General features: G+C 31.8%; 24 protein-coding genes. 15 read left to right on the top strand and 9 right to left on the bottom strand.

Translation table 11 applies throughout. The features are described from left to right. Positions 1–69 precede the first annotated feature (69 nt). The gene (locus tag GVY01_RS09745) at positions 70–927 is read left to right on the top strand and encodes a fructosamine kinase family protein (protein WP_017636608.1); all 858 of its coding nucleotides are present in this window, start codon (positions 70–72) and stop codon (positions 925–927) included. Between the two features lie 116 nt (positions 928–1043). Here GVY01_RS09745 and GVY01_RS09740 read toward each other — a convergent pair whose 3' ends face one another. The 4 genes from GVY01_RS09740 to GVY01_RS09725 all read right to left on the bottom strand — a co-directional run bounded on the left by GVY01_RS09740 (position 1044) and on the right by GVY01_RS09725 (position 4256). Further along, on the bottom strand, positions 1044–1877 hold the full coding sequence (locus GVY01_RS09740; RefSeq protein ID WP_017636607.1) for an alpha/beta hydrolase: 834 nt from the start codon (positions 1875–1877) through the stop codon (positions 1044–1046). A gap of 42 nt (positions 1878–1919) precedes the next feature. After that, positions 1920–2921, bottom strand: a complete 1002-nt coding sequence (locus GVY01_RS09735; RefSeq protein WP_017636606.1) for an amidohydrolase family protein — start codon at positions 2919–2921, stop codon at positions 1920–1922. A 74-nt stretch (positions 2922–2995) separates the two neighbouring features. After that, positions 2996–3700: an SDR family NAD(P)-dependent oxidoreductase gene (locus tag GVY01_RS09730; protein WP_017636605.1), complete on the bottom strand. Its 705-nt coding sequence runs from the start codon at positions 3698–3700 to the stop codon at positions 2996–2998. Further along, complete coding sequence (locus tag GVY01_RS09725; protein ID WP_017636604.1) at positions 3693–4256, bottom strand: TetR/AcrR family transcriptional regulator; 564 nt, start codon at positions 4254–4256, stop codon at positions 3693–3695. The genes GVY01_RS09730 and GVY01_RS09725 overlap by 8 nt, the downstream gene beginning before the upstream one ends. A gap of 126 nt (positions 4257–4382) precedes the next feature. On the opposite strand from GVY01_RS09725, the gene GVY01_RS09720 reads away from it, so the two are divergent. From GVY01_RS09720 to GVY01_RS09710, 3 genes are read left to right on the top strand one after another with little or no spacing between them, the layout of a single operon-like run. Beyond that, on the top strand, positions 4383–4685 hold the full coding sequence (locus GVY01_RS09720) for a DUF2316 family protein (protein ID WP_017636603.1): 303 nt from the start codon (positions 4383–4385) through the stop codon (positions 4683–4685). A 17-nt stretch (positions 4686–4702) separates the two neighbouring features. Continuing rightward, positions 4703–5518, top strand: coding sequence for an NmrA/HSCARG family protein (locus GVY01_RS09715; RefSeq protein WP_017636602.1), 816 nt, complete (start codon positions 4703–4705; stop codon positions 5516–5518). 49 nt (positions 5519–5567) lie between these two features. Further along, positions 5568–5945: a VOC family protein gene (locus GVY01_RS09710; protein ID WP_017636601.1), complete on the top strand. Its 378-nt coding sequence runs from the start codon at positions 5568–5570 to the stop codon at positions 5943–5945. Positions 5946–5998: 53 nt separating this feature from the next. Here GVY01_RS09710 and GVY01_RS09705 read toward each other — a convergent pair whose 3' ends face one another. The 3 genes from GVY01_RS09705 to GVY01_RS09695 form a co-directional block, all read right to left on the bottom strand. Next, positions 5999–6235 (bottom strand): DUF896 domain-containing protein, encoded by a 237-nt coding sequence (locus GVY01_RS09705; protein ID WP_017636600.1) that lies wholly within the window; start codon positions 6233–6235, stop codon positions 5999–6001. A 12-nt stretch (positions 6236–6247) separates the two neighbouring features. Continuing rightward, the gene (locus GVY01_RS09700) at positions 6248–7192 is read right to left on the bottom strand and encodes an LLM class oxidoreductase (protein ID WP_017636599.1); all 945 of its coding nucleotides are present in this window, start codon (positions 7190–7192) and stop codon (positions 6248–6250) included. A 231-nt stretch (positions 7193–7423) separates the two neighbouring features. Next, a complete protein-coding gene (locus GVY01_RS09695; protein ID WP_017636598.1) occupies positions 7424–7990 on the bottom strand; it encodes a TetR/AcrR family transcriptional regulator in 567 nt (188 codons plus the stop codon). Positions 7991–8192: 202 nt separating this feature from the next. Between GVY01_RS09695 and GVY01_RS09690 the strand changes: the two genes are divergently transcribed. Further along, entirely contained in the window at positions 8193–9566 is a 1374-nt protein-coding gene (locus tag GVY01_RS09690) for an amino acid permease (RefSeq protein WP_017636597.1), read from the top strand. 61 nt (positions 9567–9627) lie between these two features. Here the strand turns inward: GVY01_RS09690 and GVY01_RS09685 are convergent, their stop codons facing one another. Continuing rightward, entirely contained in the window at positions 9628–9987 is a 360-nt protein-coding gene (locus GVY01_RS09685) for a DUF488 domain-containing protein (RefSeq protein WP_017636596.1), read from the bottom strand. Between the two features lie 269 nt (positions 9988–10256). Here GVY01_RS09685 and GVY01_RS09680 point away from each other — a divergent pair, with 269 nt between their 5' ends. The 10 genes from GVY01_RS09680 (at position 10257) to GVY01_RS09635 (ending at position 22185) form a co-directional block, all read left to right on the top strand. Next, positions 10257–11312, top strand: a complete 1056-nt coding sequence (locus tag GVY01_RS09680) for a PTS transporter subunit IIC (protein ID WP_017636595.1) — start codon at positions 10257–10259, stop codon at positions 11310–11312. Positions 11313–11409: 97 nt separating this feature from the next. Continuing rightward, the gene (locus tag GVY01_RS09675; RefSeq protein WP_017636594.1) at positions 11410–12834 is read left to right on the top strand and encodes a polyphosphate--AMP phosphotransferase; all 1425 of its coding nucleotides are present in this window, start codon (positions 11410–11412) and stop codon (positions 12832–12834) included. A gap of 459 nt (positions 12835–13293) precedes the next feature. Further along, positions 13294–14070: a transglycosylase gene (locus GVY01_RS09670; RefSeq protein ID WP_159333737.1), complete on the top strand. Its 777-nt coding sequence runs from the start codon at positions 13294–13296 to the stop codon at positions 14068–14070. Between the two features lie 226 nt (positions 14071–14296). Continuing rightward, positions 14297–14782 carry a hypothetical protein gene (locus GVY01_RS09665; protein WP_017636592.1) on the top strand — a complete coding sequence of 162 codons (486 nt, stop codon included), beginning with the start codon at positions 14297–14299 and terminating at the stop codon, positions 14780–14782. Positions 14783–14786: 4 nt separating this feature from the next. Beyond that, on the top strand, positions 14787–16289 hold the full coding sequence (locus GVY01_RS09660; RefSeq protein WP_017636591.1) for a phytoene desaturase family protein: 1503 nt from the start codon (positions 14787–14789) through the stop codon (positions 16287–16289). Further along, on the top strand, positions 16289–17434 hold the full coding sequence (locus tag GVY01_RS09655) for a glycosyltransferase family 2 protein (RefSeq protein WP_017636590.1): 1146 nt from the start codon (positions 16289–16291) through the stop codon (positions 17432–17434). Before GVY01_RS09660 ends, GVY01_RS09655 begins: the two co-directional genes overlap by 1 nt. Before the next feature lie 34 nt (positions 17435–17468). After that, the gene (locus GVY01_RS09650; RefSeq protein ID WP_017636589.1) at positions 17469–18332 is read left to right on the top strand and encodes a phytoene/squalene synthase family protein; all 864 of its coding nucleotides are present in this window, start codon (positions 17469–17471) and stop codon (positions 18330–18332) included. A gap of 12 nt (positions 18333–18344) precedes the next feature. Beyond that, positions 18345–19850 (top strand): phytoene desaturase family protein, encoded by a 1506-nt coding sequence (locus GVY01_RS09645; RefSeq protein WP_017636588.1) that lies wholly within the window; start codon positions 18345–18347, stop codon positions 19848–19850. A gap of 163 nt (positions 19851–20013) precedes the next feature. After that, positions 20014–21168 carry an aminotransferase class I/II-fold pyridoxal phosphate-dependent enzyme gene (locus tag GVY01_RS09640; RefSeq protein ID WP_181299850.1) on the top strand — a complete coding sequence of 385 codons (1155 nt, stop codon included), beginning with the start codon at positions 20014–20016 and terminating at the stop codon, positions 21166–21168. A gap of 18 nt (positions 21169–21186) precedes the next feature. Continuing rightward, entirely contained in the window at positions 21187–22185 is a 999-nt protein-coding gene (locus tag GVY01_RS09635; RefSeq protein ID WP_017636586.1) for a D-lactate dehydrogenase, read from the top strand. Between the two features lie 99 nt (positions 22186–22284). Here GVY01_RS09635 and copZ read toward each other — a convergent pair whose 3' ends face one another. Then, positions 22285–22491, bottom strand: coding sequence for a copper chaperone CopZ (gene copZ, locus GVY01_RS09630; protein WP_017636585.1), 207 nt, complete (start codon positions 22489–22491; stop codon positions 22285–22287). Positions 22492–22510 lie beyond the last annotated feature (19 nt).

The following is a 22510-nucleotide window of genomic DNA, read 5'->3' as shown; positions in this document are numbered from 1 at the left end:
TACTTAAAGATTAAAAGTGATATATTTAGGAAATATAATAAGTATTACAGATAAATGGAAGGTGAGATAATGAAAATAGATTGGAAAGAACAATTACCTCTAGATTATATTAAAGATATAATACCTGTAAGTGGTGGGGATGTTAACGAAGCATTTAAAGTTACTACACAGCAAGACGACACTTTTTTCTTATTAGTCCAACGAAATAGAAATGAATCTTTTTATGCTGCGGAGATTGCAGGTCTTAATGAATTTGAAAATGCTGGCATTACTGCACCAAAAGTTATCGCAAGTGGGGAAATTAATGACGATGCTTATTTATTATTAAGCTATTTAGAAGAAGGTACTAGTGGAAGCCAAAGAGAATTAGGTCAATTAGTTGCTAAAATGCATAGCCAACAACAAGAAGACGGTCAATTTGGTTTTCGATTACCTCATGAAGGTAGCGATATTTCATTTGAAAATACATGGACAAATTCATGGAAAGAATTATTTATAGAACAACGTATGGATCACATTAGAGATGAATTATTGCGCAAAGGATTATGGAATAAAGAAGATAATAAAGTATATGAACAGGTCAGAGAAGTAATGGTCAACGCCTTAGACAATCACCAAAGCAAGCCATCATTATTGCACGGTGATTTATGGGGTGGCAATTATATGTTCTTAACGGATGGTCAACCAGCTTTATTTGACCCAGCACCATTTTATGGCGATCGTGAATTTGATTTAGGTATTACGACAGTATTTGGTGGGTTTACACAAGAATTTTATGATGAATATGAAAAGCATTATCCATTAGCTAAAGGCGCATATGAGCGTTTAGAGTTTTATAGATTATATTTACTTATGATTCATTTATTAAAATTTGGCGGTATGTATGAAGGTAGTGTTAATCGCTCCATGGAAACAATATTAGGATAAAGAAAAAACACGCGTTGAGAAGGTAAATCTCAACGCGTGTTTCTCTATATATTCGACGCTACGTATAAATACATAACATTTTATAACTAGATATTGTCTTTAGTTTAAGAATAATTTTAGTTATTCCACATTTTTAATAATACTTCTGCAAAGCCTTCAGGTTTTTGAACGTAACCTAAGTGACCGCCTGGAATAGCAACAATTGGTAAACCAATTTGTTCATTGATATAGAAGTTCACATCTTGTGGGAATGAACCTTTAGAGTCAGTACCATTTAATAAAGTAATTTTATCTTCATGTTTTTTGAAATCGTCTAAAGTAATATCAGAATGTGTATATTGACGGATTTCATATTCTACCCAGAACATTGAACGTTGATATTGCTCTTTTTTAGCTTCTTCTGATTCAGGTTGAGCAGTCATCATTTTAGCATCAATAGGTGCAATTTTTAATGATTCAGCAAAGTCTTTCATACCACCTTCTAAACCTTCAGTTAATACTTTGTTTACGATATCATCATTTTTGTCTTTCCAATATTTACTATCAGGTAAGAATGTGTTGATAGGTGGTTCATGGAAAGCAATTTGTTTAACGATTTCTGGATAATCTTTTAATACGTGCATAGCAACGATTGAACCAGAGCTTGAACCTAATACATATACTGGCTCATCACTTAATGATTGTGCAAGTTCTGCAATATCTTTAGCATCACGTTTTACACGATAATCATCATCTGGGTTGGCAGCTGATTCAGGTAGTGGCTCTGTTAATTCACTTTCACCATAATCACGACGATCGACTGCTACAACTGTAAAATGATCTTTAAGTTGTTGTGCAAGTGGCATAAAGATATCACCAGTACCATTAGCACCAGGAATAAAGATTAATACAGGTCCTTGTCCGATTTGATGATAGCGTAATTTAGCGCCTTTTAGTTCTATAGTATTCATATAAAATACCTCCATTTATAATTAACAATGATTGTTGGAATATTATTCTAATCCTAATAACTTAGCTCCATTTGTATAACTTACTTTCTCTTTTTCTTCGTCAGTTAAACCTAATTCATCTAAAAATACGCCTAAACGTTCAGGTTCGATGTATGGGTAGTCAGCAGCATATAGAATACGGTCGATGCCCATTTCTTTTTTAACTAAATCAAATTGAGGTTTAGTTAACATACCACTTGGTGTTACATAGAAATTATTTTTGAAATAATGACTAACTGGATGTTGTAAATGATCTGCAAATAAAGTGTCATCCATACGTTCTAAGAAGAATGGAACGAATTCTCCCCAATGTCCAATAATCATATTTAAATTAGGGTGACGATCGAAGACACCAGAAAGTACAAGATGAATAGCATGGATACCTACATCAATATGCCAACCATAACCGAAACAAGCAAATGTTGCAGCAGTTACTTCTGGATAATTACCTTTATAATATGCTTGATATACATCGCTATTAACGGGTGCTGGATGTAAGTAAATTGGTACATTTAAAGCTTCAGCTGTTGCAAAAATGCCATCATATTTGTCTTGATCTAAGAAGCCGTCTTTAGGGCGTCCCATAATAAGCGCACCTTTGAAACCTAATTCATTGATACAACGTTTAAATTCTTCAACAGCTGCTTCAGGTTCGTTAATAGGTAATGTAGCAAATCCTACGAAACGATCTGGATGTTCTTTAATATAGTCAGCTAATGTGTCATTTGCTTGTTTACAAAGGTCAATTGCTTGTTGTCCTTCTAAGTTAGAAGGTGCACCATTACCATATGATAGTACTTGCATTTGAACATTTTGTTCATCCATAAATTTGATACGTTTATCATGGTATTTAATTTCATCAGCATCAGTGAAACCAGACTTTTGTTCTAAACCTTCAAGCATTGTTTTCATTGGTACGCCATTAGGATCAGCAGATGCTGCTTTCATTGTTTCTTTTTGAATCTCATCGATGACATAGTGTTCTTCAAAAGTAATACTTTTCATTATAAAATCCTCCAATAGAATGTATGTTATTTACATCATTTGTTATAAAGTTTTTAGTTCTAACTTTCAAAAGTTTACCAAGGCATTTTGCCATCAGCATTAATAAATGTACCAGTTGGTCCGTCCGCATCAATTGTTGCTAACTCTACAATTGGTTTAATACCTTCAGTTGCTGGTTTAGCATTGTTACTAAAATCGCCAACTAAGTCAGTATTAGTAGAACCAGGATCTGCAGCATTGATTTGCATATTTGGTAAACCTTTGGCATATTGAACAGTTAACATAGTTACTGCAGATTTAGATGAACAATATGCTAATGAATTAACATGATATTCTTGAGTATTTGGATCAGTGACCATACCAAATGAACCCAGACCACTTGTGACATTAACGACAACTGGTTGTTCAGATTGTTCTAATAATGGAACAAATGTGTTCATCATTCTTACAATGCCAAAAACATTCGTTTGATAAACTTTGTTCATATCTTCAACTGTAATATCAGCAGGTTTAGCAAATTGACCAGAGATACCTGCATTATTTACTAATACATCTAAACGGCCTTCCTGTTCTTTGATATAATCAAATGCTTTTTTAACTGATGTATCATCAGTGACATCTAATTGAACAAGTTGAGCACCAATTTGTTGTGCTGCTTCTTGTCCACGGGATTCATCACGTGAACCGATATATACTTTATGACCTTGGTCGATAAGTGATTTAGCTGTTTCAAAGCCTAGTCCTTTATTTCCACCTGTAATTAATGTAATTTTAGCCATTTGTTGCCACCTCGTCTGTAATATATAGTTTGATTAAATAGTCTCTAATTGATTCGTTTGAAAGACCGCGCTTTTCTTTTTGTAATTCAAAAGAATTGGTAGATAAAGATTTAAGTAACATATCTACTTTAAATGTTGTCCATGGTGTACTTGTATTATTGCCAAGAACTTCATAATAAAACTTAAATAATTGTAAATAAATGTCGCTATTGTAAAAGTCATTTTTATCTGTTGTGTCTTCAATACAATGTAATAACTCACTATTATTAGATTTAAATGTTAAAAAGATGTCTAGTGAATCACTAAAAATCAGTTGTTTATCACTGTTCTTGTTTTTAACTTCATACATTTCGTTGATAATGTCAGTAAAGTCATGTGCAATGATAGTTGCACATAATGCACTTTTATCTTTGAAATGACGATACAATGTTCCCATTCCAATATTTAAGTCTTTTGCGATACGATTCATACTTACTTCTTGAACGCCATGTTGGTTAAAGAGTTCAATTGCTTTTTTCTCAATACGCTGTCGATTTTCTAGGGCGTCTTTACGCAAATACATCACCTTCTTAAAATAAGTTTGTTGACAAACGGACAACTATCCGTTTATTATAAAGCCTATCATATAAAAAGACAAATAAAAGAGATGTAGATGTTTTAATAAAAGGGAAGAGTGATGTAGATGTCATTAAATAAAGAACAAAGACAAATTACAGCTAGAGAATTACAAGAGCATTTTGATGAAACGACTTTGAGTTTGAAAAATATAGCAGATGAAATGAATATTTCAATTAATGAGGTATCTCATGTATTACAGATGAAAGCACCAAACAAATTGTTTGGAAATCATTTACATCAATTTATTCATTTAGTATGGGATATAAGAGATTTAATGAATGAAAATATATGGCATATGGGTAAATCACCTAAAGAATACACTTATTTAAAAGGTGAGAAGGAAGATTATTGGTTTTTACAACAGTAATAAAGGAGAGAAAATAAATGAAAAGTATTCTAGTTATTGGAGCTACAGGTAAACAAGGTAATGCAGTTGTAAGACAATTATTAACTGATGGTTGGCATGTACGTGCTTTAACTCGTAATAAACATAATGATAAATTAACTTCTATTGAAAGTGATCAACTTGAAATTTTTGAAGGTGATTTGAGTAATCAACAAAGCTTAGAAGAAGCAATGGAAGGACAATATGGATTATATAGTGTTCAACCAATCATTAAAGATGATATTGAGGAAGAATTAAGACAAGGAAAAATGATTATTAAATTAGCTGAAAAACAACATATTGAGTATGTTGTGTATAGTACAGCAGGCGGTGTAAATAGAGATAGAACAGGACCCCATTTTGAAGCGTTAGCTGAAATAGAAAATGAACTGAAAGCATCATCATTAAACTTCTCAATTATTAAACCATCATTCTTTATGGATAACTTCCTTAGAATTGCTAAGAAAGAAGACCAACAAATAACAATACCTGAGTTTATCAATCCTGAAGTTAAATTCGCAATGATTTCTTCAATTGATATTGCGAAAGTTGCTGCTAATTTATTTAAAAAAACAGAACAATATAATCATCAAGCCATCGAAATTGCGTCAGATGAATTAACTTTAAATGAAGTGGTTAAAACATTTGCAACTGTCACTGGTCTACCTACAGAAATTAAAGGTGAATTTGTGAGTGGTACAGCTGAAAGAAGTTGGTTAGAAGATAAAGGATATGTGGTTGATTTTGAATTAATGAATCAAATTAACCCTGATAAACTATCTCTAGCACAGTGGATTGAACATGTACAATTTTAAGTAGAAATATTGTTGCGATTTAAATTAACCAATTAAAGGAGCCGAATTTATGATTAAATCAATGTGGTTTAATTTGCATGTGAAAGATTTGAATAGAAGTGAAGCATTTTACCGAGCTTTAGGTTTTGAAATTAATCATAACCCAGAGATGTTAGATAAAATGGTAGGGATTAAAATAGGCAATACGATTGTTATTTTAATTGAAAATAATCACTTTGAAGCGGTTACTAAAGATACGGTAACTTCTAATGCGAATGAAACAATTATTTCGTTAGGTGTTAATACGAATGAAGAAGTAGACCAACTTATCGAAAGCGTCGAATCAGCAGGAGGTACTATTTTAGAAAAACCTTGTGTTAAGCAAGGTTATTATGGTGCAATGTTTGCTGATCCAGATGGCCATAAATTCAATTTTTTAGTTTGTTAAATAACAAAGGCACTTAGTTTCCATTTGGAGACTGAGTGCCTTTTTAAATTTAGTTATTCATTTTCTTGAATGTTGCCATATTCTTTTCGCAAATCATAAACTTTGTCTGGTGTTACATCTTGACCAAGTGGATCAACGACTTTCATAGTTGAAAATGTATTTAACACTTGTCCTCTGATCATTTTTAAATAATCTTGTCTAAGCGCTTGTTGTTCTTGTTTTTCTTCTACACTCAATGTTTGTACTTTTTCTTTATTTGCTAATTCATTTATTCTGTTTAAAATTTCCATTATTAATTCCTCCTAAATTTGGTGAGTTGGAAAGTAGGGTACTATATACGTTCCAACTTCATTGATGATATCTTTTAGTTGTCTGTCTTTATTGATAAATCGTAATATTATATGGTTTGTACCTATTGTTTCGTATGCTTTTAAAATTTCAATTAACATTTTTCTACCTGTTCGATAGCCGCCTTTAATAGGTTTGACTGTCTCATTAGGATTACTAGATAAATCGACGAACAATATATTTATGAAAGGTTTAAAAATTTCATTATCTTTATGCCATTGTTCTACCAGTTGCTTTTGATCTTGAAAATGTTGAGCATAAAATATCCAACCATCCATATTTTGTTTAAGCCATTCTATAGATTGTTTTGAGTATCCAGTACCAAACATTGGAATAGCTTTATGTTTAGGTAAAACCTGTAAACCAGAATCTTCAATTAGTTCAAACATAGCATTTGAAATGTCAGGCGCATTTGATTGCCATAACTGTCGTAGTGATTTAATAGATGTACGATATCGTTCTGCTAGTTCATCTTCATTCACTTTAAAAGCTGGAAATTCAAACGATCGATCACCTGTAGCCATACCTAATAATAGTCTTTCGTGGGATAAAATATCGAGAGATGTAGCTGCCTTAGCTAAATGGAGGGGATGACGTAATGTAGCAACAATACTTGCTGTGCCAAGAGATATTTTGGAAGTATGGGCAGCTAAGTAAGTTAAAAATACAAATGGGTCGTAATTCTCGGTTACGTTACCTAAATATTTGCTATATAACGGATTGTCCCTTACAAATAGGCTTGAGTAATCCAACTCTTCAGCTAATTGAGCTAATTCAACTTGTTCATCGATATTAATTTGTTTCTGTTTTGGCTGATCGAACGGAATAGATAATCCTAAAGTTAAATGCTTATCTTTGAATGTCCGCTTAAATCCCTCGTGATCCTCTATTGTTGTCATATCATACCCTCCAATCTTTTCAGTTTAACAACACATATTATCTATACAACATCTGTTGTTTAAATATAATATATACCTTAATCTAAAAAAGTGCAAACAACATGTTTATAAGATTGTCGTTTAACTAACATATTTTAAAATGTGTTGCTAAAAATAAAAAATCTATTCATAAATTAACGTTTTAGAACGATTTTTATGAATAGATATATAAGTGAATTTTGAATAAGAAAATTATAAATGCGCAACATGGTGAATAAGAAATGGAAGATTTTTCTCTATAAATACTTTAGCAGTTTGTTGACTTGTATTAAGCCAGTGTTTACATAAGCCACATAGACCAGCCGATAAGAAACTAGCACTGTTGACGAGGATGTCTCGTTCATGATTAGGGTAACTATTTTCTAACATAATCGTGAATATATCTTCTAATTCTTCATTAATACGTTGATGTGCTTGGTTACAAAATACGTCTTGATTTAACTTGCAAAAATTTTGAACATCTACCATATAATCACAGATAGTCATAAATAATTGTGAAAGCACTTGTTCATTTATAAAATCTGAAACCTTCAATGTATCGTTTAAATCTTTAAGAATGGTTACTGATAGTGAATAATCCAAAATATCATATTTATCAGTGAAATGGGCATAGAAAGTAGCTCTATTCACTGTTGCTTCGTCAGTAATATTTTTCACGGTTAATTGTGAGAATTGTTTTTTTCGGGATACGGTTTGAAATGCTTCAACTAATAGTTTTTTAGTACGTAAAACTCGTGGATCTATTTTAGTCGTATTCATCTTTTTACCTACCTAACATGTGTTGTCAATCTTTATTAAATTATCTTGCTTAACTATTGAGATGTCAAAGTATTAATCTAAATCATATTAAATAGTTGATTGTAATTTGAAAATGAGGGTATGTGTAACTTTATAGTAGAAATGAAAGTTTATATTAAACAAAAAATTATAGTTAAGCAATGACCGGAATGGGGAGACAATAATGGCGGATAAATTGCAACGTGAGTTAAGTAATAGACATATTCAATTGATTGCTATTGGTGGTGCAATTGGAACAGGTTTATTTTTAGGAGCAGGTGAATCTATTCATTTGGCTGGTCCTTCAATTTTACTTACATATATTATAGTAGGTTTTGTATTATTTATGTTTATGCGTGCAATGGGAGAAATGTTATTATCTAATCTTGGTTTTAAATCATTTGCGGATATCGCCCATAAACATATAGGTCCATTGGCAGGATTTATTGTAGGTTGGACATATTGGTTAACATGGATTATTTCTGGTATGGCCGAAATTACAGCTGTAGCTAAATACGTAGATTACTGGTACCCGGCTATGCCGAACTGGTTAACGGCGTTATTTACATTACTAGTTCTCATGTCTTTAAATTTATTCAGCGCTAAATTATTTGGAGAATTGGAATTTTGGTTTGCTATTATTAAAGTTTTAACAATTTTAGCATTAATAATAGTAGGAATTGTTATGGTCATTTTTGCAATGAAGACGCCATACGGAACAGCTAGTGTATCTAATATTTGGAGTCATGGTGGTATATTCCCTCATGGTGCATCTGGCTTTTTCATGTCATTTCAAATGGCAATCTTTTCATTTATAGGTATTGAATTAATAGGAATCACAGCAGGTGAAACTAAGAATCCTCATAAAACAATTCCTCAAGCAATCAATAATGTACCTTATCGAATTTTGATTTTTTATATTGGTTCTTTAGCAGTTATTATGGCTGCGGTACCTTGGAATCAACTTAGTCCGTCAGATAGTCCGTATGTTAAATTATTTGGGTTAGTTGGTATTCCTTTTGCGGCAGGACTTATCAACTTTGTAGTATTAACTGCAGCAGCTTCAGCTTGTAATAGTGGCGTGTTTGCCAATAGTAGAACAATGTTTGGATTATCTCAACGTAAACAAGCACCTCCTATATTAGGAAAAACAAATAGAAATGGTGTGCCTTATTATGCGATTTTAGTAACATGTGGATTGTTAAGTATTTCTGTTGTACTTAATGCCATCTTTAAAGATGCAACGAAAGTATTTGTATATATTACAACAGTTTCTACAGTATTAAATATCGTAATTTGGTCTATTATTATGATTGCTTATATCGGTTATTTAAAACAAAATCCAGAGTTACATAAACAAAGTCAATACAAATTACCAGGCGGTAAGTGGATGGCTTATGGTATTGTTACATTCTTTGCATTTATATTTATTATTTTATTAATTAACAATAGTACAAGAATAGCAGTTATTATTGCCCCATTTTGGATGGGAATATTAGGTTTAATGTATTTGAGATATAAGAAAGAATCTAGAAAAGCAGAAATTGTAGATGAATAATTAAAACAAAAGCATTTAATGAGTTAATGAAAGGTAAACTCATTAAATGCTTTTTATTGATTTAGTTATTTTTTAGAAGTTTCATTAATACTTTAGCGTGATTATATTGAGTATCCTTTGCGGCATATAATAAAATAACATCTTCCTTACTTGATGCCACAAAGTCTTTAAGATATTCAAAAGCTTCTTGTTGTTCGCTATTTTCACGTAATTCTTTAGCATACTTTTCTGAAAACGCAGCATATAATTTAGGTTCATGATTAAACCATTTTCTTAATTCAGTAGTAGGGGCTACTTTTTTTAACCATTCGTCTAATTGTGCATCTTCTTTAGAAATACCTCTTGGCCAAACACGATCAACTAACACACGCTTACCTTTAGCAATTTGTTTATCATAGATGCGTTGACATTTAACAGTCATCGTATACATCTCCTCTTTTATTTGTATCTTTAGCATAACAATCATAATGGCATAAAGATGTTAAAAAATGATGAAAATTTAAAATAATTATCTGAAAATTACAAAAAATATGGTATAATACTAGCTATAGTCTTAATTGGCCCAACTTTACACAACAAATGATTGCATCAACGAATACCAACACACCTTAGATTTCATCATGTGTATAGTTAGTTCAATTAAGGCTATTTGTCTTTTTTTATTGTAATAGATTATTGGAGGCGCTAGAAATGACAACATTGAGTAAAATAAGACCAAAAGATTTTATATTTAGAGTGCTATCTGGGGTAGCAGTAGGTATTGTAGCAGGTTTAGTGCCTAATGCGATATTGGGAGAAATATTTAAATATTTGATGCAATATCATCCTATTTTTAAAACGTTACTAGGTGTTGTTCAAGCAATTCAATTTACAGTACCAGCACTAGTAGGAGCGTTAATCGCTTTAAAATTTAATTTGACACCATTAGCTATGGCAGTAGTAGCAAGTGCTTCTTATGTTGGAAGTGGTGCTGCCCAATTTAAGAATGGTACATGGGTGATTGCTGGAATAGGAGATTTAATTAATACAATGATTACTGCATCTATTGCGGTATTGTTGATTTTGTTAATAGAACACCGTGTAGGTAGTATGGCTTTAATTGTATATCCAACATTTATAGGGGGCATTGCAGCAACAATCGGTGTATTAATCCTACCTTATGTACATATGATTACAACTGGTATAGGAAATATGGTAAACAGTTTTACAGAATTACAGCCTGTATTAATGAGTATGTTAATTTCAATGGTATTTAGTTTCATTATCATATCGCCGCTATCAACAGTAGCGATTGCCATAGCGATTGGTATTTCGGGTATAGCGGCTGGTTCCGCATCTATTGGTATAGCAGCTACAGAAGCGGTATTACTAATTGGAACTAGCCAAGTCAATCGAGCGGGTGTGCCAATGTCTATTTTCTTTGGCGGTGTGAAAATGATGATGCCTAACATGGTGCGTTATCCGATTATTATGCTACCAATATTAATTACAGCCGCAGTTTCAGGGATTACTTCAGGAATTGTAGGTATAGCAGGTACAAAAGAATCAGCAGGATTTGGTTTTATAGGTATGGTAGGTCCAATTAATGCATTTAAATTTATGGGACTTGATTCTGCTTGGTTGAGTTTATTGCTTATAATGATTGCATACTTTATCGTTCCTTTCCTTGTAGCATGGATTTTAGATATTCTATTTAGAAAGGTATTTAAAATTTATAGTAATGACATATTTAAATTTTTAGCATAATAAGTAAAAAACAGGTTTCTTTCATTTAATAGTAAAGGACCTGTTTTTATTATGCTATACTTTATAAAATTTCATTTTTAATCAAAGGGTGGGTATTATGAATAAAAAAATAGAAGAATTAAAGTTAAAAGCAGCAAGTCTGACTCGCCAAACTCATGAATTAGGTATTCCAATTATGATTTTATTTGAAGGTATGCCGGCGTCAGGGAAGACACGCTTATCCAATGAACTATTACTGACTTTTGATGCAAAATACACACAATTCATCTCTACTAAGTCACCACAATATGAAGATTTAAGATATCAATTTTTACAAAAATATTGGAACACATTACCTCAAAAAGGACACATTAACATATATTTTAGAAGTTGGTATTCTCATTTCTTAGATTATAAAGAAAACGGTATTAAACAAGCATATTATAAAAAAAGTGAGAAACTAGTTAATCAAATCAAAAGTTTTGAAACAATGCTACAAAATGACAATTATGAATTAATTAAGTTTTATATTGAAGTGAGCGAAGAAAAACGACAAGAACATATTCAACAAACTAAAGACAATCCATTAATGAAATGGAAAGTTCAAGAATATGAACAGGTCATCCCTAATGAAACGTATTTAGCAGAAATGAGAAAGTTCACACATAAAGATAACCAATGGGAAGTCATTGATTATACACAACGTGAAGTCGCATTTGAAAAAATGTACAAACATATAATAGAAAGATTAGAAAACGCGATTAAGAAATCAAAACGACAACAAGCTAATAAAGATGGTGCATTTAGCAAAGATTTTTCGACTAATATGTTTGATGTTAAATTCGAGAAAATTTCTAAAAAAGAATATAAAGAAATGATTGAACCTTTACAAAAACGTATGAGAGAAATTCAATTTGCATTATATGAAAGAAAGATTCCACTTATTTTAACTTTCGAAGGAATGGATGCAGCTGGTAAAGGTGGCAATATTAAGCGAATTAGAGAAAAGTTAGATCCTACAGGCTATGAAGTAAACGGTATAAGTGCACCAACCGATGTTGAATTAGCTCATCATTACTTATGGCGCTTTGCTAAAGAAATGCCTAAAACAGGTCACCTTGAAATATTCGATCGCAGTTGGTACGGCAGAGTGTTGGTAGAAAGAGTAGAGGGGTTTGCCGATAAAGAAGAATGGAAACGAGCTTATCATGAAATTAATGAATTTGAAAAAATGTGGACAGATGAAGGTGCGATTCTTTTAAAATTTTTCTTGTGTTTAGATAAAGATGAACAACTTAAGCGATTTAAGGATAGAGAGCAAGATCCAAATAAACAATGGAAAATAACGGATGAAGATTGGCGTAATCGTGATAAATGGGATTTATATTTAGAAGCAAGTCATGACATGATTAAATATACTGATACTAATTACGCACCTTGGTTCATTGTGCCTGCTGATCATAAGAAGACTGCAAGAGTTGAAGTGTTGAAATATATTATTAGACAATGTGAAAAAGTATTATGGGGCGTTAAAGACTATTAAACTAATTCGGATTACAAAATAAATATAGTTTGTGTTTAGATGAAATGATTCAAATTAATGAAAAAGTTTGGATATTTCATCTATTTTTATGTTAAAACTAACCATTTTAAATTTTTAGAACTATTACAGTTATGTAACTAAAATGCAATCTGTAATATTACGACAAATGTAAAAGTTGAGCAAAACTCTTAAAAATCTAATGTAATATAAGGGTTTGTGATGAAATTTTAAACTAAAAAGTTTAAGTCTTTATATTACAAGGACGACATTTATATTTCAAAGTTACAAAACGAGGTTTAGTTTGTAATTTTTTGTAAGGAACGTGTAATATACAAAGCCGATTTTTATGGTATAGTGAATACCGTCGAAAGTTAAACAAAAACATTTTCAATATTGCACAACGAATTTAATACAAGAAAACATATAAAAACAAAAAACTTTTTGGAGGATTTTTCAATTATGAAGAAGACATTTATCGCATCAACATTAGCATTAACTTTAGGAGCAGCAGGTTACGCAGTATCAGGTCACGAAGCACACGCTTCAGAAACTACTAACGTAGATCAAGCACATTTAATCGACTTAGCTCATAACCACCCAGAACAATTAAACGCTCAACCAGTTCAAGCTGGCGCTTACGACATTCACTTTGTAAGTGGTGGATTCGAATATAACTTCACTTCAGACGGTACAAACTTCTCTTGGAACTACCAAGAAGTTGGTTCAAACGCTTCAACAACTCAAGCATCAGCTCAAACATCAAATACTGCAGCTCAATCAGCTGACTACACAACTTATTATAACCAAGAAGCTAGTACTCAATCAGTAAGCTCTAACCAACAATCAAGCAACACTAACGTAGAAGCTGTTTCAGCTCCAACTACTTCTTCAAACAGTAGTTCAAGCCATAACTACAGCACTAAAACAACTTCATACTCAGCACCATCAACTTCAAGTGCTTCAACTTCAAGTGCTTCAACTGGTGGATCAACTAAAGCTCAATTCTTAGCTAATGGTGGTACTGAAGCTGCATGGAACGCTATCGTTATGCCTGAATCAGGTGGTAACCCTAACGCAGTTAACCCAGCTGGATACAGAGGTTTAGGTCAAACTAAAGAATCTTGGGGTTCAGGATCAGTAGCTAGCCAAACTAAAGGTATGCTTAACTATGCTAATAGCCGTTACGGTTCATTAAGCAGTGCAATTGCTTTCCGTCAAAGCCACGGATGGTGGTAGGATTCAGTTTATAACTGGAAAGAACTTCGAGTTATAAATGATTGAGAGGATGACTATGTCATCCTCTTTTTTTATGTCTTTTTTTATTTAGCTTATTAATTTTTTACAAAGTTTAATTAAAAATTTTAATTCATTTGGTGTTTAGAGTTTAAATAATGATAATGAGGGAACATGTTCTAAAACGTATGTTAATAGGTGATAAAACAGTGAAGGTGTTGTTATGTGTTTGAAAATTATTAAAAAGACCTTGAAATTAACTGTTTTACATAGTTTGTATTGGTTTTCGATTCAAATGACATTAGCACACTTTGGAACTAAAATACCTAATTCATTTTTTGAAAAAAATGGGCATATATTTCGTATATACTCTTGGGAAAATAATGGTAAATTTTGGAATAGAATTTTAAAAGTAAACCAATGGAAGTACTTGATACCTGAAGGAAGTAAATTAAATTCTCATATATATAATAAGAATTCAATAGAAGATTTAAATATTGAAACATTAAAACAACTTGATATTGAAATGAAAAGAGCAGAATTGATTCATTGGTTGTCTATAATACCAGTTATTATATTTGTGAAATCTTCTAGATACATACAAATAATCAATTTAATCTATGTATTATTTAGTCATATTCCTGTGATCTTAGTACAAAGATATAATCGTCCAAGATTAGAAAAGTTAATTCGTTTAATTTATAAAAGAGGTTAAATACATGACTGAAAATACTAAAGTGGTTGTTATTGGTGGTGGATTAGGTGGTATATCTGCTGCAATTAGAATGGCACAAAGTGGCTATGAAGTATCATTATTCGAACAAAATGAACATATAGGAGGTAAAGTCAATCGCCTTGAAACGAAAGGGTTTGGTTTTGATTTAGGACCTTCTATATTAACTATGCCTCAAATTTTTGAACGTTTATTCGAATATAGTAATAAACATATGGAAGATTATGTAACAATTGAAAGATTACCATTACAATGGCGAAGCTTCTTTACAGATGGTACATATATAGATTTATATGAAGGAATAGAACAAACATTTTCAAATAATGACCAACTATCTTTGACTGATAAAGAAGAGTTACAAAATTATTTAGAGTATACACGACGTATACAGCGAATTACAGAAAAAGGCTATTTTAATAAAGGGTTAGACAAATTAAAAGATATTATAAAATATCATGGGCCTTTACGTTCTTTAAAAGAGTTTGATTATTTTTCTACTATGCAACAAGCAATAAATCAACGTGTTAGTAATCCTAAATTAAGAGATATGTTAGGTTACTTTATCAAATATGTAGGTTCATCTTCTTATCATGCACCAGCAGTATTATCAATGCTATTTAATATGCAACAAGAACAAGGTCTATGGTATGTTCAGGGCGGTATACATCGACTCGCTCAAGCATTGGAACAACTTGCTATAGAAGAAGGGGTTCAAATTCACACTAGTGTATCTGTTAAAAATATAAAAACCTATCATGACGACGTAGTAGGAGTTAGATTAGCAGATGGTAGATTTTTTGAAGCTGACTATATTATCTCTAATATGGAAGTTATTCCTACATATAGAGAATTATTACATTTTAATCAAAAACGTATTGATAAATTAGAAGGCGTATACGAACCGGCTAGTTCTGGATTTGTAATGCATTTGGGTGTCAGTAAATCTTATCCTCAGCTACGACATCATAATTTTTTCTTTTCCAGTAATTCAAAAAGAAATTATGAAGAAGTATTTGATCAAAAAATATTACCTCAAGACCCAACGATTTATTTAGTAAATACGAATAAAACTGACTCAACTCAAGCACCTAATGGTTATGAAAATATAAAAGTTTTACCACATATCCCATATATTCAAGATAAACCTTTTAAAAAAGAAGAGTATCAAATATTTAGAAACATCGTATTAGATAAATTAGAACGTATGGGACTAACTGATTTAAGACAGCATATTATATATGAAGATTATTGGTTACCTGAAGATATTGAGCAACATTACCGTTCTAATAGAGGAGCAATATATGGTGTTGTAGCAGATAAAAAGAAAAATAAAGGTTTCAAATTCCCTAAATGTAGCCAATATTTTAATAATTTGTACTTTGTTGGTGGTTCCGTCAACCCAGGAGGCGGTATGCCTATGGTTACTTTAAGCGGACAACAAGTAGCAGATATGATTAATCTGCGCGAAGGAACTAAAGGAGAAAAATAGTGAGAATTATTCAATATATTATTACTGTTTTTACAACGGTATCAATAGTGTGTGGTCATTTTATATATAATCATAGATATAGATTGAACCATCAGAAAACAAATAATAGCCATGATTTGAAAGAAATAAATGGGAGTAATCCAATCATAACTATTATTATTCCTGCTAGAAACGAAGCTCATAGATTACCACAATTACTGGAATCCTTATTAACGCAAACTGGAAATTTTAAAGTGATTGTCATGGATGATGGTTCTACAGATGACACAGTCAACGTTGCAAAAGCATATCAAGTTGAGGTTCATCAAGTTCAATATTCCATTGAAGATAAATGGCGTGGTAAATCACGCGTATGTTATGAAGGAATCAAGTATTGTAATAGTAAATTAGTAATGTTTGTGGATGCAGATGTAGTATTTGAAAATAACGAAGTCATTGAGAAACTTATTCATACTTATCATCATCAAGACGATAAAGGGTTACTAAGTGTTCAACCTTATCATAAAACACGAAACACATATGAAAGTTTATCAGCAATTTTTAATTTAATGACTGTAGTAGGTATGAATCACTTCTCGTCTTTAAAGAAACAGAAGGACAATAATATAGCATTTGGGCCAATATTGTTAACTAACATAGATGACTATTTAGCTACTAATGGGCATCTGAATGCAGAACACAGTATTATTGAAGGCTTTGCAATTGGCCAAGCTTATCAACAACTCAATTTACCTGTCACACTTTATGAAGGAAAAGGCAATATTCATTTTAGAATGTACGAAGAGGGGTTGAATGCATTAGTTAAAGGTTGGACCAAGCATTTATCTGTAGGTGCTAATCAGACAGAGTCACGCATAATGTTTGCTATAATGATTTGGCTATTTGGTTCTATAATGACTAGTTTAGGAATAATATTTAGTTGTATTTATAAACCTATTTCAAAATTTAAAATGTTAACGCTATACTTTATCTATACAATTCAGTTTATTCAATTGCATCGACGTGTTGGTAATTTTTCTAGGATATTGTTATGTTTACATCCATTACTATTTTTATTTTTCTGTAGTATTTTTGGGAAATCATTATGGCATACATATATTTTGAAAAAGGTTGAATGGAAAGGTAGACACTTTGACATTCATTAAAGTGAATAGTATTAAAGCAACAGGAGGTCAAATAATGACAACGATTAATGAAAGTTATAAATATTGCCATCAAATTATGAAAAAGTATTCTAAAAGTTTTTCTTATGCGTTTGATTTATTACCTGAACATGAGAGGCGTGCGATATGGGCAGTATATGCAGTATGCCGAATTATAGATGATAGTATTGATGAAGAACAAGACCCTGAAAAGTTACAAGCTATTAAAGAAGATATTCAATTAATTGAGGCACAAGAAGTTCAGTCAATTGATCAATTCAAAAGTGATGAGCTTATTATGTTAGCTTTTTTAGATGCGTCAAAACAATACAAAATGGAATATCAATCATTATATAATCTTATTCATGCTGTATCAGAAGATGAAGATTTTGAAATGTTTAAAGAAGATAAAGATTTGATGGGATATTGTTATGGTGTAGCTGGCACAGTAGGTGAAATATTGACACCTATTTTGACTGAACATCCCGATGAAGAAACTTATGAAGTATCGAGACAATTAGGAGAAGCTTTACAATTAACTAATATTTTACGTGACGTTGGTGAAGATTTTGAAAAAGGTAGAATTTACTTTAGTCAATCAATGATTAATCAATTTGATGTAGATATAAAACATGCCTTCCATAATCAACCTACACAAAATTATATTCAATTATGGGAACATTACGCTCAAATTGCAGAAAAAGATTATCAATATACTTTAGATCATTTGGAAGTATATAAACCTGAAGCAAGACCAATTATAGAATTAGCAGCACTCATTTATAAAGGAATTATTGATGAAGCACGACAACACGATTATCCATTACATCGTCGAGTTTATGTTTCTAGAATTAAAAAATTAAAGATATATAGACAGATTAAAAATAAATATCAAGAATAGGATGAATGCGAATTGAATATTGCTGTAATAGGTGCAGGTGTAACTGGATTAGCCTCGGCAGCTCGACTAGCCGCAAAAGGACATCAAGTCACACTATTTGAAAAGAATAATAAAATTGGTGGACGAATGAATCAATTTACGAAAGATGGTTTTACCTTTGATATGGGTCCCACTATTGTAATGGTGCCTGAAGTATACAAAGCAGTGTTTGAGGATTGCGGACAGCGTTTTGAAGATTACGTTGAAATGGAACAATTACGATACATTTATGACGTCTACTTTGATAAAGATGACAAAGTACGTGTACCTACTGATTTAGCTGAATTACATGATACGTTAGAACAGATTGAACCAGGAACAACACACGGATTTATGAAATTCTTAACTGATATTTATAAACGATATGAGGTTGCGAGAAAATACTTTTTAGAACGTACATACAGAAAACCATCTGACTTTTATAATATGACATCATTGATTCAAGGATATAAATTAAAAACATTGAATCATGCTGACAACCTAATTGGTCAATATGTAGATAATGAAAAAATTCAAAAATTACTAGCCTTTCAAATGTTATATATAGGAATAGATCCTAAACGAGGTCCATCATTATACTCTATCATACCGATGATTGAAATGATGTTTGGTGTTCATTTCATTAAAGGTGGAATGTACGGCATGGTTAAAGGATTACAAAAGTTAAACGAAGACTTAGGTGTCGATATTCAATGTAATGCAGATATTGAAGAAATTATTATAGATCCTAAATATAAGACAGCAGATGGTGTCAAAGTAAATGGTTTGGTCCAGCGTTTTGACAAAGTATTATGTACAGCTGACTTTCCTTATGCAGCACAAGAATTAATGCCTAAACATGCACCTATTAAAAAATATCCACCTCAAAAGATAGACAAATTGGATTACTCTTGCTCTGCTTTTCTAATGTATATTGGAATAGATAAAGATATTACAGAAGATGTGTTATTGCATAATGTCATATTTTCTAATCATTTCAGACAAAATATTGAAGAGATTTTTGGCGGTGATATATCAAAAGATCCTTCATTATATTTATATGTACCAAAAATAGGAGATCAATCATTAGCACCAGAAGGTCAAACAGGGCTATACGTTCTTATGCCAACGCCAGAACTTAAAACAGGACAATTAGAGTGGGATAACGAAAATTTTATAAATGAAGTTAAAGATATTATTTATCGTAAACTGGAAACGATTCCTACATTAGAAAGTATTAAGGAACACGTCATATCAGAAACGATTTTTACTCCAGAAGATTTTGAAAGTAAATTTAATGCTAAATTCGGTACTGCATTCGGTTTAATGCCGACATTATCACAGAGTAATTACTTTAGACCACCTAATGTTTCTAAAGACTATCAAGATTTATACTTTGCAGGTGCAAGTACCCATCCGGGAGCAGGCGTACCTATCGTATTAACTAGTGCTAAAATTACAGTTGATGAAATACTTAAAGATATAGATAATCAGATTTAAATTAAAAGTTAGCGGAGTGTAATAACTCTGTTAGCTTTTTTTGATTAAATCATCTAAAAATTAAGAATATTGACAATATTTTAACGGTTGATAAAATGAATGTACTAATAGATGATTATAAAAATAGTTGAATAATGTATAAAGGGGGCGTTTTAAGTTGAAAATGTCGAATCGATTAGCGGCTATCCCTGAGAGTTATTTTGGAAAAACGATGGGACGTAAAATTGAACATGGACCATTACCATTAATCAACATGGCTGTTGGTATTCCAGATGGAGAAACACCACAAGGTATTATTAACCACTTTGCTGAAGCATTAAAAATACCTGAAAATCAAAAATATGGTGCCTTTCACGGTAAAGATACTTTTAAACAAGCTATTGTAGATTTTTATCTAAGACACTACGGGGTCAAATTAGATAAAGATGAAGAAGTATGTATACTATATGGTACAAAAAATGGGTTAGTTGCATTACCAACATGTCTAGCAAATCCAGGTGACAACGTCTTATTACCAGATCCAGGATATACGGATTATTTGGCAGGTGTGATGCTAGCTAACGCTAACCCAGTTCCATTAAATTTAGAACCGCCGTATTATTTACCAAATTGGGATGCAGTGGATGCGGAAATATTAGAAAAAGCAAAGTTAGTTTATTTAACCTATCCTAATAATCCTACAGGTTCAACTGCTACGAAATCAGTGTTTGATGAAGCAATACAAAAATTTAAATATACTGATACCAAAATCATTCATGATTTTGCATACAGCGCATTTGGTTTTGATGCTAAAAATCCAAGTATTTTATCTTCAGAAAATGGAAAGGATGTAGCAGTAGAAATCTTCTCATTATCTAAAGGATACAACATGTCAGGATTTAGAGTAGGTTTCGCAGTAGGTAATCGTGACATGATTCAAGCTTTGAAAAAATATCAAACACATACAAATGCTGGTATGTTTGGGGCGTTACAAGATGCAGCTACTTATGCATTAAATTATTATGATGACTTTTTAGAAGAACAAAATGCCACATTTAAACGAAGACGAGATATCTTTGAGAATAAATTAGAGGAAGCGGGAATACCATTTGTTCATTCAACAGGAGGCATTTATTGCTGGTTGAAGACCCCACCTCAATACGATAGTGAAGCGTTTGAACAGATGTTATTAAAAGAACAATCAATTTTAGTCGCACCTGGTATACCATTTGGTGACAATGGAAAGTATTATGTCAGACTTTCATTAGCATTATCTGAAGAACAACTTGAAACAGCAGCAAAACGATTATCAACATTAACCAATTTATATGAAAAATAATGTGTAGGGGATGTTAGTATGACTAAAATAAAAATAATGAGTGTACGTGATGAGGATATTGTCTATATTGAAGATTGGGCTAAGAAGAATAACGTTGAATATGAACTATCACGTCATCCTTTAACAGACGATAATATAGATGAAGTAGAAGGATTTGATGGACTATCACTTTCACAACAAATACCTATCTCTGAAGAAGTATTTGTGAAGTTAAAATCATTTGGTATTAAGCAAATCGCTCAAAGAAGTGCGGGATTCGATACGTATGATTTAGAATTGGCATCAAAATATGACATCATTGTTTCCAATGTACCGTCATATTCACCTAGTTCAATTGCTGAATTTGCAGTGACGCAAGCAATTAATGTAGTAAGAAACTTTAACGCAATCCAAAATAAAATGAACGTTCATGATTTTAGATGGGAACCTTCAATATTGTCAAAATCAATAAGTGAATTAAAAGTAGCAGTTATTGGAACAGGTAGAATAGGCAGTATTGCTGCTAAGATTTTCGCACAAGGATATGGTTGTGAAGTTGTAGCATATGATCCATATCCAAATGAACAAAATGAAAAATATGTAACGTATCAACCTACATTACAAGAAGCAATTGAAGGTGCAGATATAGTGACATTGCATGTGCCTGCTACAAAATACAACCACCATTTATTTGATAAACACATATTTTCTCATTTTAAAAAAGGAGCTGTATTTGTAAACTGTGCTAGAGGCTCATTAGTAGATACCAATGCATTATTATCTAGTATAGATAGTGGACAAATCAAAGGAGCTGCTTTAGATACGTATGAATTTGAACGTGGATTATTCCCTAGTGATCAACGTGAACAACAGTTTAATGATCAATTATTGCAACAATTAATTGATAGAGAAGATATCATTATTACGCCGCATATTGCATTTTATACAGATGCTGCAGTAAAAAATTTAATCGTTGATGCATTAGATGCAACATTAGAAGTACTACAAACTGGAACAACACACTTACGAGTAAATTAAAAATGGGGGGATTGAGACATAAACCCCAAAATAAAAGCACTAAGGTGATTAAAAATAAATCATCTTAGTGCTTTATCTATACTCAATGCTTTATTTGAATTATTTAACATCGTAACCTTGATCTTCAATAGCATCTTTCATGTCTGATAATTGTACTTTATCTTCATCATAATCGACACGTACTTGACCATTGTCTAAATTAACTTCTGCTGCAGAAACACCATTGATTTTTGCTAGTGCAGATTCAACTGCATTTTTGCAATGATCGCAACTCATACCTTCTACATTTATAATTTTTTGTTCCATTTTATTCACCTCTATAAAT

Origin of the sequence: Staphylococcus sp. 8AQ, assembly GCF_902506595.1 — a bacterium.
Lineage (GTDB): Bacteria > Bacillota > Bacilli > Staphylococcales > Staphylococcaceae > Staphylococcus > Staphylococcus pasteuri.
This window is presented reverse-complemented; position numbering and strand designations above follow the sequence as displayed.